Annotated in this window: 14 protein-coding genes; 12 read left to right on the forward strand and 2 right to left on the reverse strand. The window is 54.8% G+C overall.

The features are described from left to right. The coding region (locus tag ABYM29_RS11640; RefSeq protein WP_372864935.1) for a hypothetical protein at positions 1-441 on the reverse strand (441 nt) is incomplete at its 3' end. A gap of 157 nt (positions 442-598) precedes the next feature. Between ABYM29_RS11640 and cysM the strand changes: the two genes are divergently transcribed. Genes cysM through mazG form a run of 3 tightly spaced genes read left to right on the forward strand, consistent with a single transcriptional unit; the run spans position 599 to position 4582 of the window. Continuing rightward, the gene (gene cysM / locus ABYM29_RS11645; protein ID WP_372864936.1) at positions 599-1501 is read left to right on the forward strand and encodes a cysteine synthase CysM; all 903 of its coding nucleotides are present in this window, start codon (positions 599-601) and stop codon (positions 1499-1501) included. Positions 1502-1535: 34 nt separating this feature from the next. Beyond that, a complete protein-coding gene (relA, locus tag ABYM29_RS11650) occupies positions 1536-3776 on the forward strand; it encodes a GTP diphosphokinase (RefSeq protein WP_372864937.1) in 2241 nt (746 codons plus the stop codon). Then, entirely contained in the window at positions 3776-4582 is an 807-nt protein-coding gene (mazG, locus tag ABYM29_RS11655) for a nucleoside triphosphate pyrophosphohydrolase (protein ID WP_372864938.1), read from the forward strand. Before relA ends, mazG begins: the two co-directional genes overlap by 1 nt. A gap of 8 nt (positions 4583-4590) precedes the next feature. On the opposite strand, the gene ABYM29_RS11660 is transcribed toward mazG, so the two are convergent. Beyond that, positions 4591-4926, reverse strand: coding sequence for a type 1 pili tip component (locus ABYM29_RS11660; protein ID WP_372864939.1), 336 nt, complete (start codon positions 4924-4926; stop codon positions 4591-4593). A 364-nt stretch (positions 4927-5290) separates the two neighbouring features. Between ABYM29_RS11660 and adk the strand changes: the two genes are divergently transcribed. The 9 genes from adk to pheT all read left to right on the forward strand — a co-directional run. After that, complete coding sequence (gene adk / locus ABYM29_RS11665) at positions 5291-5938, forward strand: adenylate kinase (RefSeq protein ID WP_372864940.1); 648 nt, start codon at positions 5291-5293, stop codon at positions 5936-5938. A gap of 119 nt (positions 5939-6057) precedes the next feature. Then, positions 6058-7056 carry a ferrochelatase gene (gene hemH, locus ABYM29_RS11670; protein ID WP_372864941.1) on the forward strand — a complete coding sequence of 333 codons (999 nt, stop codon included), beginning with the start codon at positions 6058-6060 and terminating at the stop codon, positions 7054-7056. A 115-nt stretch (positions 7057-7171) separates the two neighbouring features. Then, positions 7172-8035 carry a hypothetical protein gene (locus ABYM29_RS11675; RefSeq protein ID WP_372864942.1) on the forward strand — a complete coding sequence of 288 codons (864 nt, stop codon included), beginning with the start codon at positions 7172-7174 and terminating at the stop codon, positions 8033-8035. A gap of 166 nt (positions 8036-8201) precedes the next feature. Beyond that, positions 8202-10127 carry a threonine--tRNA ligase gene (gene thrS / locus ABYM29_RS11680; protein ID WP_372864943.1) on the forward strand — a complete coding sequence of 642 codons (1926 nt, stop codon included), beginning with the start codon at positions 8202-8204 and terminating at the stop codon, positions 10125-10127. A 2-nt stretch (positions 10128-10129) separates the two neighbouring features. Next, the gene (gene infC / locus ABYM29_RS11685; RefSeq protein WP_372864947.1) at positions 10130-10669 is read left to right on the forward strand and encodes a translation initiation factor IF-3; all 540 of its coding nucleotides are present in this window, start codon (positions 10130-10132) and stop codon (positions 10667-10669) included. A gap of 48 nt (positions 10670-10717) precedes the next feature. Then, complete coding sequence (rpmI, locus tag ABYM29_RS11690; protein ID WP_022960515.1) at positions 10718-10912, forward strand: 50S ribosomal protein L35; 195 nt, start codon at positions 10718-10720, stop codon at positions 10910-10912. 31 nt (positions 10913-10943) lie between these two features. Further along, positions 10944-11300, forward strand: a complete 357-nt coding sequence (gene rplT, locus ABYM29_RS11695; protein WP_372864944.1) for a 50S ribosomal protein L20 — start codon at positions 10944-10946, stop codon at positions 11298-11300. A 129-nt stretch (positions 11301-11429) separates the two neighbouring features. Continuing rightward, on the forward strand, positions 11430-12446 hold the full coding sequence (gene pheS / locus ABYM29_RS11700; protein WP_372864945.1) for a phenylalanine--tRNA ligase subunit alpha: 1017 nt from the start codon (positions 11430-11432) through the stop codon (positions 12444-12446). A 68-nt stretch (positions 12447-12514) separates the two neighbouring features. Continuing rightward, on the forward strand, positions 12515-14581 hold a 2067-nt coding region (gene pheT / locus ABYM29_RS11705), incomplete at its 3' end, for a phenylalanine--tRNA ligase subunit beta (RefSeq protein ID WP_372864946.1).

Genomic DNA, 14581 nt, shown 5'->3' on the forward strand with positions numbered 1-14581 from the left:
ATGGGCCCAGCCCAGTATAGGTTGGGAGGTGCCGGGCTGGCGTGAAAAAATGGCCCAAATAACGTGCAGTTCTTCTTCGCTGTCGATGAGCTGGAAGGGCTTGGCGGTGGTGATAGCGCTGATGTCCGGCAATGCCGTGGCCGGGCCGGCGTGGGTGATCAACTGGCGCTTGTGATTGTAGATACTCACCGCGCGCACGCCGTTTTCTTCCAGAGCCATCTGGGTGATGTTGGCGAGTTCGCTCTGGTGTTGATCGTTGAGCATATGGGCGGAGACTACGCTCAGTTGTTCGGCTGCGGCCTTGGCGCGCAGAGTGAGCAGCTGGCGGCTATCGGCAAGCTGCTGCTGGATGAGGTAGGCGCTGAAGCCGAGACAGATCAGCAATACCGGCATCAGGCCCATGAGGATGATGAGTTGTTTAAAACCGTAACGCCTGCGCATGATGAACTGGAGCCTTTGGCTGTGGCAATGCTATTATCATCGCCAAAAGTATCGTTGGCTGCCATAGTTGGGCAGCGTATAAGCCGAGTCTGCAAGGATATTCCGGCGTGTTCCTGTCGGGATTGCAGCTGAGGTCGGCACCTGAGGTTTTACCCCCATGAAAGAGTTTCCCACTATTGAGCAATGTATCGGCAACACACCTTTGGTGCGTTTACAGCGCTTGAACCCTAACAGTCGCAATACCATTTTACTAAAGCTCGAAGGCAATAACCCGGCCGGTTCGGTAAAAGATCGGCCAGCGATGAGTATGATAGCCCGGGCGGAGGCGCGGGGCGACATTAGGCCGGGGGATACCTTGATCGAGGCCACCAGTGGCAATACCGGGATTGCGCTGGCGATGGCGGCGGCGATACGCGGTTACAAAATGGTATTGATCATGCCCAGTCATATGAGCAGCGAACGCAAATTGGCGATGTCTGCTTACGGCGCAACACTGCTTGAAGTGAGTCAAGAAGACGGCATGGAAGGTGCTAGGGATTTGGCCTTGGCTATGCAGGCGCGTGGTGAAGGCAAGGTACTTGATCAATTTGCTAATCCTGATAACCCCCTGGCCCATTACGAGGGAACTGGGCCGGAGATCTGGCGTCAGACCGAGGGCCGTATTAGCCATTTTGTCAGTTCGATGGGGACCACGGGCACCATTATGGGGGTGTCGCGCTACTTAAAGGAGCAGAACCCCGAGGTGCAAATAGTCGGCCTGCAGCCGGAAGACGGCTCCAGTATCCCCGGCATTCGGCGTTGGCCAGAGGCCTACTTGCCGAGTATATATCAAGCGCCGCGGGTCGATAGGGTGATGGATATTGATCAGCGCAGTGCCGAGCTCACCATGCGCGCACTGGCTGAGCAAGAGGGTATTTTTTGTGGCGTGTCCTCGGGGGGCGCTGTTGCCGGTGCTCTGCGTTTGAGCGCCGAGTTAGATAATGCGTTGATTGTGGCTATTATTTGTGACCGTGGAGACCGCTATTTGTCGACGGGTGTGTTTGATGATGCCGGGCAGTGAGTGAACCTAGCGTTGGTGGAATTGAGTTGAAAGCATGGTAAAGGTCCGAGAGGATTACCCGCAGCAGGCTGATGGTCGCGTCGATATACCGCGCTGGCTGGATAGACTGTCTATCGATACCAGTGTTGTGGATAAGGCCGTGCTGTTGCAGGCGTTCACACTGGCCGAGCAGTGTGCAGGTCGCGCTGCGTCGGACACCGGTAAGGTGGATGATAGCGCCAGCAGTTTTTTTACGGCGCTGGAGATGGTCGAGATCTTGGCCGACCTGCACTTGGACCAGGATAGCCTGGTTGCCGCCACACTGTTTCGCGCGGTGCGTGAAAATCGCCTGTCACTGGCGGAATTGAAGCGCGAATTTGGTAGCTCAGTCGCCAAGTTGGTGGACGGCGTACTGGGCATGGCGGCGATATCCAGGGTAAATGCCGAACTTGATATTCCGGTACTGGGGCAGTCTGAGGCGCAGAGCGAGACGATACGTAAAATGCTTGTCGCGCTGGTTGACGACGTGCGCGTGGCGCTCATCAAGCTGGCTGAGCGGACCTCGGCAATACGAGCGGTCAAAAATCGCCCCGATAAGCGCTATCGGGTTGCGCGCGAAGTGTTTGATATCTACGCGCCATTAGCCCACCGGCTGGGGATTGGTCACATTAAGTGGGAGCTGGAAGATCTCAGCTTTCGCTATTTGCAGCCGTCGGCTTATAAGAAAATTGCCAAACTGTTGGATGAAAAGCGGCTGGACCGCCAACATTATATCGACGAAGTGATTACGTCTCTGACTGTGGCGCTCAAGGCAGACGGTATCGACGCGGATATCGCCGGGCGAGCCAAACACATCTACAGTATTTGGCGAAAGATGCAGCGCAAGGGCATAGGTTTTTCCCAAGTCTATGATATACGCGCCGTGCGGGTATTGGTGCCGGACATAAAGTCCTGCTACGCCGCGCTGGGCCTGGTTCACGGTTTGTGGCGCAATGTCCCCAATGAGTTTGACGACTATATTGCCAATCCCAAGGAAAATGGCTATCGCTCACTCCATACGGCCGTTATAGGGCCGCAGGGGAAGGTGTTAGAAGTACAAATTCGCACCCGTGATATGCATGAGGAGGCTGAATTTGGCGTGTGCTCACACTGGATGTACAAGGGCACCGACAAGTCTGCGAAAAGCTCTAATAGTTACGACGAGAAAATTGCGTGGTTGCGCCAGGTGTTGGATTGGCACGAGGAAAGTGGCAGTAGTAGTGATGTCGCTGAGCAATTTACCCGGGCGCAAGACCGCGTTTATGTGTTCACCCCTGATGGCCATGTGGTGAATTTGCAAAATGGCGCGACGCCACTCGATTTTGCTTACCATATTCATACCGAGGTCGGGAATCGCTGTCGCGGGGCCAAGGTGAATGGGCGCATTGTACCGCTGACCTACACCTTGAATACCGGCGAGCGGGTGGAGATTCTTACCGGTAAGGACAGTAAGCCACGCCGCGATTGGCTGCAGAGCAACCTCGGTTACTTAAAAACGAGCCGTGCGCGCACCAAGGTGCAGCACTGGTTTAGGCTGCAGGCCAAGGAAGATAATATTGCCGCCGGCCGCGCCCTGCTCGAAAAGGAATTTCGGCGCTTGGCGCTGAACAGCATCGATTATAAGTACATCGCAGACCAGACTCACTGTGCAAGTGTTGAGGATATGTATGCGGCGGTGGGATCGGGGGAAATCAGTACCCTGCAGGTGATTCGCCTAGCGAATCAATTGGCCGGTCACGATAACGAACAGCGCGATGAGCCGCTATTGCGCCTGCGGACGCCCAGTAAAAAGGGTAAAGATAGCAGTAAGGTGCGTATCAGTGGGGTGGGCAATCTGCTCACCCATTTTGCACGTTGTTGTAAGCCGCTGCCCGGTGAGGCGATTGCCGGTTATATTACCGTAGGCAGGGGCGTCAGCGTACACCGTCAGGACTGCAGCAAGTTATTGCAGCTGCAGAGCGTCGAGCCACAGCGCATTATTACGGTGGACTGGGAAGGCGACCAGGCCGATACCTATCCGGTGGATATTGAACTGCAGGCGTTCGATCGGCAGGGCTTGCTGCGCGATATCACCCTGCAGCTGGCCTCTGAAAAAGTTAATGTTATATCGCTGAATACCGTAACCGACACCCGCAATCATATGGCGACGATGAGTATTCGTTTGGAAATCAGCGATGTGGCGGCGTTGTCTGGGCTGTTGAACCGCTTGAATGGCCTGCCGAATGTTGTGGCCGTCAAGCGGGTAAGGGAAAGCTGATGCCTCGCTATACGCTAGATGATTTGCGGCAGCTGATGGCGCGTTTGCGCGATCCCAAGGACGGTTGCCCTTGGGATCTGAAGCAAGATTTTCGCAGTATCGTTCCCCATACGCTGGAAGAGGTCTACGAGCTGGCCGATGCGATCGAGAGTGGCGATACCGAACAAATCCGCCAGGAGATGGGCGATGTGTTGTTCCAGCTGATTTTCTATAGCCAGATTGCCGAGGAGCGTGGCGACTTTGAGTTTGGCGATGTGGTGGATGACATTACTCGTAAATTGCTGCGCCGCCACCCCCACGTGTTTCCCGACGGCAGTCTGGCTAGCCGCCGCGGTGAGGCCGCGCCGGATGAGGCGCTGATAAAGCGTCGCTGGGAAGAGATTAAGGCCGAGGAGCGCAACGGTCGCGAACAGACCAGTGTGATGGATGATATTCCCTTGGCGTTGCCGGCGACCAATCGCGCCGCCAAGTTGCAAAAACGGGCCAGCCAACTGGGTTTTGACTGGGACGGTGTCGACGAGGTGGTGGCGGCGTTGCACGACGAGCTGGACGAGTTGAGCCAGGCGATGTCGGCGGGCAGCGAGGAGGCGATTGCCGATGAGTTGGGCGATGTGATGTTCTCGGTGATCAACCTGAGTCGTCACCTCAACTTAGATGCCGAGACGGTATTGCGTGCCGCGGGCCAGAAATTTGAACGTCGGTTCCGCTTTGTCGAGGCGCGGGCGGCCGAGCGGGGTGGGGCCGCCGAACTGCCCGCCGAGCAGCTTGAGCAGTTTTGGCGGGATGCCAAGCGGCAGGGACTGTAGCGCCGGGCTCAGTGCTGATCTTTGCTGCGAAATGATGCTAAGTGTTTTTCGGTTAGGCTCAGGTATTTAGGGGTTGGCCCCACGTCTTCATATAGCGGGTCGCCCAGTTCGTCGGTGGCAACGATCTTGCTGCCTCTGATATAGGGCATGACGCTTTCAAGTTCGCTCAGTGCGGAGCTGAGCAGGTCTGAGATGAGCTCTTCGACGTGCCGCCGAGGGTAGAGTTCTGCCAGGGCTCTGAGCTTGGCGGCGTCCTCTACAGGCAGGCGTACTCGGTACTCGTCTTCGGTCAGTGCTCCGCTGGCAGTTTGTTCCCACAGTGATAACAAATCCCGTACTTTCATATCTCGATTCCTGTCATCAAAATAGTGAAGGTCTACAGCTTCATAGTAGCGCTGTTGCACAGAAATTGGCCAGTTTCGGGGCTGTGAATTCTACTACTGCCGGGGGCTGCCAAGAGGTGTTACAGTAGCAAGGCTATGCCCCTTAGACCTTGGTAGACTTGTACCTGGCCCTATTGCTGTGTATGGTTGGCGCCTTTAAATGCGGCCGACAGGGCACTTCTTTGGCTTCTGAAGCAGAAAACCTGCTTGCCTGATCGCAGCGCGGTGTAGTCTCACCTATGCCGGAGGCATTAGCCACCACAACTCAGGCACGCTGACAGCGCGCTGGCCGCAAGCCGTTTTTTTATCCTTTGGGAGTTTACGCATGCGCGTTATTTTGTTGGGTCCTCCAGGGGCCGGAAAGGGCACGCAAGCCCAATTCATTACCGAAAAATTTGGCATTCCGCAGATCTCTACCGGCGATATGCTGCGTGCAGCGGTCAAGGCAGGTAGCGAGCTGGGGCTGAAAGTCAAAGATATAATGACCAGCGGTGGTCTGGTATCAGATGACATTATCATTGCCCTGGTAAAAGAACGTATCGCTCAAGAAGACTGTGTAAACGGATTTTTGTTTGATGGTTTTCCGCGCACTATTCCCCAGGCAGAGGCATTGCAAACTGCCGGCGTTAACATTGACTACGTGTTGGAAATTGCCGTTGCCGATGAGGAGATTGTGACGCGCATGAGTGGTCGCCGTACTCACGAGGGCTCGGGCCGTACGTACCACGTGTTATACAATCCGCCCAAGCAAGAGGGTAAGGATGACTTGACGGGCGAACCGCTGATTCAGCGAGAAGATGACAAAGAAGATACAGTGCGCAATCGCCTTAACGTCTATCATGAGCAAACCAAGCCTCTGGTGGCATTCTACAGCCAGCTTAGCGGTGATGATGCGCCGCGGTATGCGTCCATCAATGGCGTTGGCACTGTAGATGAAATCACCCGCCGGGTACTTGAGGCTCTGCAGGACTAAAGGGCTGTTATAGCGGCGGTAACATGATAAAAATCGGCGCCCAAGGGCGCCGTTTTTGTTTGTTTGCTGAGCCTTTTTGAAGGCGTCAGATCCACCACCTAAATGCACGGGATGCAATTATGAAGTCAGCCTTGGTTTTTATTAATTTGGGTACACCCGATCGGCCCGATGCGGCGGGGGTGAGACGCTTCTTGCGTGAGTTTCTCTCTGATCGGCGGGTAGTCGAGGTGCCGCGATTAATTTGGTGGGTGATTTTATATGTGATTATCTTGCCTTTTCGCTCGCCGCGGGTTGCCAAGGCGTATCGGCAAATTTGGTTCGGCGATATTTCTCCTCTGCGCCATTTTTCGCAAAGCTTGGTTGGCGGCGTGGCCAGCAAGGTCGCGCAGCACTACCCCGATGCGGATATAGAGGTTCGCTTGGCCATGACCTATGGTCAGCCGAGTATCGATGCGCAAATTAGGTCGCTGTGCGACGCCGGTGTCGAGAACATATTGTTTGTTCCTTTATATCCTCAATACTCCGCAACGACGACGGCTGCGGCCCTGGATGCAATTAGCCGCAGTTTTTCTAAAGTTCGCGATATTCCCCAGTGGTCATGGCTGAAGAGCTACCATCGGCATCCGGCTTATATTGCGGCGCTGGGGGAGAGTGTGAAAGAACACTGGCAGAGTAATGGCAGAGCTGAGCGCCTGTTGATGTCTTTTCACGGTATTCCCAAGCGCAATGTCGAATTGGGTGACCCCTATGCTCGTGAGTGCGCGGATACTGCGAAAGCGCTCGCCGATTATTTAGGCCTTGAAGATGAGCAGTGGTTGCAAACGTTCCAGTCGCGGCTCGGTAAAGCCGAATGGCTGACACCCTATACCGATAAAACGCTAGCGGCTTTGCCTGGCTTGGGTTGTAAAAGTTTAGATGTGGTCTGCCCCGCATTTGCTGTCGAGTGTTTGGAGACCTTGGAAGAGATTGACGGTGAAGCGAAAGATATTTTTATCGATGCAGGCGGTGAGGTTTTCAACTATGTTCCTTGCTTGAATGACCGGGAATCTCATCAGCAGCTAATGTTGGAATTGTGCCGGCCATTTATAGAAAATCAGGTGTTGAGAGAGTCGTCCTAGTCGCTGCAGCATTCTTTTTTGGTGAGTGATTATTTTGCAATAATTTTGCGCTGGTTATTTTGTGTGCTATTTTTCATGTAAATAGCACAGTGCTGTTCGCCAAGGAGAATAAAAAATGCCACGAGCAAAACGCAAAGTCGTTACTGCAGCCAAAAAGAAAGCTGCTCCTCGGAAGTCTGTTGTCGCGAGTAGCGCTGCTGTTAAAAAAGCTGAGGAAGGATTGAAAAAAGTTGAGGCAATGTTGGCGCAAGAGCGCAAAGCTGTTGCTGCGGCAAAGTCCAAGCTGGATTCGGCTAAAGCGAAGGCAAAAAAATCTGCGAAGGCTGTCGATAAAAATGCGGCTAAACGCGCTGCTTCGGCAGCGAGTAAGGCAGGTGCGAAATTGAAGGCTGTACGAGTAAAAGTTGCAGCTGGTAAGGCTGCGCTGGCGGATGCCAAAATCATTACCAAGATTGGTGCCTCGGAAGCTGCGGTGCGTCAAAAAATGCAAGAGCGGGCTGATGCGCTCGCGAGCAAGGCTGATGCCGATCTCGCCAAGGCAGTGAAACAGTTCGAGCAGCGTTTCCAGAAAAAGCGCAAGGCGGAAGATAAGGCCAAGTTGGCGACCATCGAGCGTAAACTGGTGGCTAAGCACAAGCAGGCCGTTAAGCAGCTGACGGCTAAACTTTCCGAACCGGCGAAGGCGGCGGTTGCTAAAACATCGGCGAAGAAATCGCCAGCTAAGAAGGCAGCGGCGAGTAAGAAAAAAACGGCGGTCAAGAAGGCCGTAGCCAAGAAGAAGGTGGTGGCCAAGAAGGCCGTAGCCAAGAAAAAGGTGGCGGCCAAGAAAAAGGCGGTGACTAAAAAGCCCGCTGCCAAAAAAGGGGCGGTAAAGAAGGTCGCCAAAAAGGCCGTAGCCAAAAAAGCGCCGACGAAGAAAAAGGTAGCTAAACAATCGCCGGAGAAGAGTCCTGTGGCGCCGCCGGCAACTAGTACGTAAGTGAGGCTGGTGTCGATGACCGCGCTACGGCGCGGTTTTTTTTGTCCGCGAATTGCCGCCCTTGCAGCGACGATAAGCAATGCCCATAATAGCGGCCCATTTTTCGCGCCTGTTGCGGTTTTTCACGTGGCCTATCGTAGGGGCCACCACTGGTTAAGGATTAGTCATGCCTGTTGTAACTCTCCCCGATAATAGTACTCGTCAGTTTGACAAGCCGGTCAGCGTAGAAGCTGTGGCGGCAGATATTGGTCCCGGTCTGGCTAAGGCGGCGCTTGCCGGTCGCGTAGATGGCCGCCTGGTAGATACCAGCTATCTGATCGAGAATGATAGTGAGCTGGCGATTATCACCGACCGCGACGAAGAGGGCTTGGAAATTATTCGTCATTCAACGGCCCATTTGTTGGCGATGGCGGTGCAGGAGCTGTTCCCCGGGGCTCAGGTGACCATTGGGCCGACGGTTGAAGATGGCTTTTACTATGATTTTGCTTTTGAGCGCGCCTTTACTCCGGATGATTTGCTGAAGATCGAAGCGCGGATGGAAGAATTGGCCAGTCAGGACTTGCCGGTGCAGCGCCTCGTGATGGCGAGAGATGAGGCGGTCGAGCAGTTTGCGGCGATGGGTGAAGAATACAAGGTCGAGATTATTCGCGAATTGCCCGCTGGCGAGGAAATTTCCCTGTATAAGCAGGGCGATTGGATGGATTTGTGTCGCGGCCCCCATGTGCCGAGCACTGGCCGCCTTAAGGCGTTTAAGCTGACCAAGGTGGCTGGCGCGTATTGGCGTGGCGATCAAAACAATGCAATGTTGCAGCGCGTTTACGGCACTGCTTGGCCCAACAAGAAGGCGTTAAAGGCGTATCTGAATCGTATTGCTGAGGCGGAGAAGCGCGATCACCGCAAGGTGGCTAAGAAGCTTGATCTCTTCCATATGCAGGAGGAGGCGCCGGGTATGGTATTTTGGCACCCCAAGGGCTGGAGTATCTATCAGGCGATTGAGCAGTATATGCGCGACAAGCAGCGCAAGCATGGTTATCAGGAGATTAAGACTCCCCAGGTGGTGGATATCTCTCTGTGGGAGAAATCCGGCCACGCAGATAAGTTTAGTGACGGTATGTTCCGCCTGCAGGCTGATGAGCGTGAGTTCGCCGTCAAGCCGATGAATTGTCCCTGTCATGTCCAGGTCTTTAACCAGGGGCTGCGTAGCTACCGGGATTTGCCGCTGCGTTTGGCTGAGTTCGGGTCCTGTCATCGCAATGAGCCCTCGGGCTCCCTGCACGGGATTATGCGGGTGCGCGGCTTTACTCAGGACGATGCGCATATTTTTTGTGCGGAGGGCGATATCCAGCGAGAGGTGGCTGAATTTATCGATTTTCTCCACGATGTGTATGCTGACTTCGGCTTTAGTGAAGTGATTTATCGTCTCTCTACCCGCCCCGATCAGCGGGTGGGCAGTGATGAGGACTGGGATCGCGCCGAGCAGTCGCTGGCGCTGGCGCTGAACAGCAAGTCGTTGCCCTGGGAAGAGTTGCCGGGAGAAGGGGCATTCTACGGCCCTAAAATCGAGTTTTCGCTAAAAGACTGTATTGGTCGTGTATGGCAATTGGGAACCATTCAAGTCGACTTTTCGATGCCGGGGCGCCTGGGGGCCCAATATGTCGATGAGGCGGGTCAACGACGTACGCCAGTCATGTTGCACCGGGCAATTCTCGGCTCATTTGAGCGTTTCATTGGTATTTTGATTGAGCACTATGAGGGCGCTTTCCCGCTGTGGCTGGCACCGGTACAGGCGGTGGTGTGCAATATTACGGATGCGCAGGGCGAATATGTGTCAGAAATACAACAATTCCTACAAGATCGAGGGTTTAGGGTCGACTCGGACTTGAGAAATGAGAAGATCGGCTTTAAAATCCGCGAGCACACCATACAGAAGGTGCCCTACATCCTTGTCGTCGGTGACAAGGAAGTTGAAAATCGGACTGTGGCGGTGCGCGCAAGAGGTGGTAAAGACTTGGGCTCAATCTCTTTGGATGAGTTGAATGTGGTCCTTACTGAAGGCGTGGCTGCCCGCAGCCGTGCAATATCGGAGAGCTAGCAATTAAACGCGATAACGCAAAAGGGCGCGGCAAGCGCGCACTGATAAATCAAGATATCGAAGCCAGCGAAGTCAGATTGATTGACGCTGAAGGCAATCAGGTAGGTATTGTTCCTCTGGCTGAGGCACTGAGTGCCGCTCAAGAGGCAACACTGGATCTGGTACAGATTGCGGATTCCGATCCGATAGTCTGTAAGATCATGGACTACGGAAAACATGTTTTCGAGGCCAAGAAGCAGCAAGCTGCGGCCCGAAAAAACCAGGTTCGTACTCAGGTCAAGGAAATAAAATTCCGGCCCGGGACGGATGACGGGGATTATCAGGTAAAACTGCGCAACCTGATACGTTTCCTCGAGCATGGGGATAAAGCCAAGGTAACCCTGCGTTACCGCGGTCGTGAGATGGCCCACCAGGAACTGGGTATGCAGTTGTTGCAGCGAGTGGAAGCAGACCTCGCTGAATACGGCGCTGTAGAGCAGTATCCGAAGATGGAAGGCCGTCAATTGACAATGGTGATTGCCCCGAAAAAGAAAAAGCAGTGAGCTCTCAGGGCCTGCTTAATTGATTGATACAATGCGGAGTATCTAACGATGCCAAAAGTTAAAGTACACAGCGGAGCGGCAAAACGCTTTAAGAAAACCGGAAGCGGTTATAAGCGTAAGAGCGCCCACAAGAGTCACATCCTAACCAAGATGACCACTAAGCGTAAGCGTCAGCTTCGCGGTACCAGCGCTGTCCACAAGTCGGACAAAGTTCTGGTCGACCGCATGCTTCGCGCCATCTAATTACTGTCATCTAGATTAAAAGGAATAGACTATGCCCCGCGTAAAACGTGGTGTGACCGCACACCGTCGTCACAAGAAGATTCTAAAGCAAGCCAAAGGTTACTACGGTGCGCGTTCGCGTATCTATCGCGTAGCCAAACAGGCGGTTATCAAAGCTGGCCAATACGCTTACCGCGACCGTCGTGTTAAGAAGCGTACCTTCCGTGCACTGTGGATTACCCGTATTAATGCGGCTTCACGTGCCAATGGTTTGAGCTACAGCCGTTTGATTGCCGGCCTTAAAAAGGCTGACATCGCGCTGGACCGTCGCGTACTGGCAGACTTGGCTGTGCATGACAAAGACGCCTTTGCTGCCGTGGTAGAACGCGCGAAAACAGCTCTGGCCTGATTTCTGTCCGCCTAGGCGGTAGCAGTGATCACCATCAGATAGGGAAAGAGCGTCGCTCTTTCCCTATTTTTTTTCCCGGACGCAAGCGTCCGCAGATCGTAAGCCTAGTACCTGAGTCGGGAGTGGGGAATGGAGAATCTTGAAGCCTTGGCCACCGAGGCCGCCGCAAAAATTGCCGCGGCAGAAGACGGGCGGGCCCTGGAACAGTTGCGTGTTGATTACCTGGGTAAAAAAGGTCATATCACCGCGTTGCTCAAAGGTTTGGGCAAGTTGTCTGCCGAAGAGCGGCCCGCTGCGGGAGCGGAGATCAACCGGGTGAAACAGGCGCTCGCAGAGCAGATAGGTGAGCGTAAAGGCGTAATGGAGGCGGCGGCTGTCGCTGAAAAGTTGGCTGCTGAGACTATCGACGTCACGCTGCCAGGGCGCGGTCAGCAACTGGGTGGTTTGCATCCGGTAACCAAAACCATTGAGCGGATTAGCCAGTTTTTTGAAGGTATTGGTTTTGACGTGGCGGAAGGGCCGGAGATCGAGGACGACTACCATAACTTTGAAGCCCTCAATATTCCCGCTCATCACCCAGCTAGAGCCATGCACGATACGTTTTACGTGGATGAGCACACGGTGCTGCGCACGCATACTTCACCGGTTCAGGTTCGCGTCATGGAAAGCAGTGAGCCGCCGTTGAAGTTGATTTGTCCCGGTCGCGTTTACCGCTGCGACTCGGACTTGACGCACACGCCGATGTTCCATCAGGTGGAGGGGTTGTTGGTCGCTGAAGACAGCAGCTTTGCGGATCTGAAAGGCATGCTTGAATCCTTTTTGCGGGCGTTCTTTGAAAAGGATTTGGCGGTCCGGTTCCGGCCTTCATATTTTCCGTTTACCGAGCCCTCTGCCGAGGTCGATATCCAGTGTGTGATGTGCGACGGTGATGGTTGCCGGGTTTGCAGTCAGACGGGGTGGATAGAAATTTTGGGTTGCGGCATGGTGCATCCGCAGGTGTTTGAATGCTCAAACATCGATCCTGAGAAATATAGCGGCTTTGCCTTTGGTATTGGTGTAGAGCGGCTCGCCATGTTGCGTTATGGCGTTAATGATTTGCGGCTGTTTTTTGAGAACGACCTGCAGTTCCTTGGCCAGTTTAATTAAACCCTGAGATAGGCAAATTTTGCCAGGCCACTGCGGTGGCGGAGTTTACACAGAGAAGTGGGTAGAGCATGAAATTCAGCGAACAGTGGTTGCGGGAATGGGTCAATCCAGGAGTCGACAGCGAGGCGCTGTCGGCGCAGCTGACTATGGCTGGCCTTGAGGTCGATGCAATTGAGTCGGTTGCGGGGGAATTCAGTGGTGTTGTGGTGGCGGAAATCACTGCCGCGGAGCGTCACCCCGATGCCGATAAGCTGCAGGTTTGTCAGGTCACTGACGGCCGCGAGAGCTTCCAAATTGTCTGTGGGGCGGCGAACGCCAGAGTCGGTATCAAAGTTCCGATGGCCAAGGTTGGCGCTGTGCTGCCTGGAAATTTTAAAATCAAGAAGGCCAAGCTGCGCGGTGTTGAGTCTTTTGGGATGCTTTGTGCGGAACAAGAGTTGGGGATGGCGGAGCAGTCAGATGGCTTGATGGAGCTGCCTGGTGATGCGCCCCTGGGGCAGGATATTCGCGACTACCTGAGCTTGGACGACCGCCTTATAGAGTTGGGGCTGACGCCTAATCGTGCGGACTGCCTGAGTATTCGCGGTATCGCCCGCGAGGCGGCGGTGTTGAGCCAGTTGCCGTTTGTTGAGCCTGCTCAGCAGTCGGTGGCGGTGGCGATAGATCAGCAGCTGGCGGTACACATATCCGCTCCAGAAGATTGTGCGCGCTATGTCGGTCGTGTTGTTCGCGGCGTTAATATGGCGGCGTCAAGCCCGCTTTGGCTGCAGGAGAAGCTGCGGCGTTGTGGCTCGCGCAGTATCGACCCGGTCGTTGACGTGACCAACTTGGTGATGCTGGAGCTGGGGCAGCCCATGCACGCCTTTGATTTGGCCAAAATTGCCGGTGATATTGATGTGCGTCACGCCCGCGGTGGCGAGAGCCTTGAGTTGCTCGACGGTCAGACTCTGGAGTTGGAAGAAGGCAGTTTGGTGATTGCCGATAGTGAAAAGCCGCTTGCGCTAGCGGGCATTATGGGTGGTCAGCACAGTGCGGTGTCGGAGAGTACTCGCGATTTATTCTTGGAGGCGGCGTTTTTTGCCCCTGAAAAATTGGCGGGTCGCGCGCGCTCCTATGGTTTGCATACCGATTCTTCCCATCGCTTTGAGCGCGGTGTCGACTATGAATTGGCGGCGCGTGCCATAGAGCGTGCGACCGAGTTGATCGCTGCGATTTGCGGGGGGCAGGCAGGACCGTTGACAGAGGTGGATAGCGAATACTTGCCGCGACGTCATCCTGTGCAGCTGCGTGAGGCGCGCATTGAAAAATTACTGGGTATGGCCATGGAGGCCGCCGAGGTCGAGCAGATTCTCAGTGGGTTGGGCATGAATGTGGCGCGCTGCGATGCCGGTTGGCAGGTGACGCCACCGAGCTGGCGCTTCGACATTGCCATCGAGGTGGACCTGCTGGAAGAGTTGGCCCGCGTATACGGCTACAATCGCCTGCCGGTGAAGCCGGTTCGCTCTGAACTGAATATCAATGCGCGCAGCGAGGCTCAGCGCCCAGTGATGGAGCTCCGTCAGCATTTGGTCTCCCGGGGTTACCAGGAGGCTATCAGTTATAGTTTTGTCGATCCGGTGATGAACGCGCAGCTGTCGGAGCGTGAGGACTGCGTTACCCTGCTTAACCCGATTAGTGCCGATATGGCGCAGATGCGTGATTCACTGTTGCCGGGCTTGCTCAAGACGGCCGAGTACAATAGCAAGCGTCAGCAGTCGCGGTTGCGCTTTTTTGAAGTTGGTCAGCGGTTTGAGCCGGGCGAAGAGGGGTTGGCGCAGCTGCCGACGTTGGCGGCGCTGCTGTCGGGACGCCGAGATCCGGAAAATTGGAGTGAAGGTGGAGAGCTGCTCGACTTTTTTGACCTGAAAGGGGATCTTGAAGCGCTGATGGCCCCTGCGGCCCATCGTTTCAGTTTTCGGGCGGCGACGCACAAGGCACTGCACCCCGGGCAAACCGCCGACATCTATTGCGACGAGCAGCGAGTAGGGCGCATTGGTGCTCTGCACCCGAATTTGCAAACCAAGCTGGATTTACCTTGTGCGGCCTACTTTTTTGAAATTGACTTAGAGGCCTTGTTGGAGCGGCCGGTGCCGGCG

Source organism: Spongiibacter sp. (genome assembly GCF_041602295.1).
GTDB lineage: Bacteria > Pseudomonadota > Gammaproteobacteria > Pseudomonadales > Spongiibacteraceae > Spongiibacter.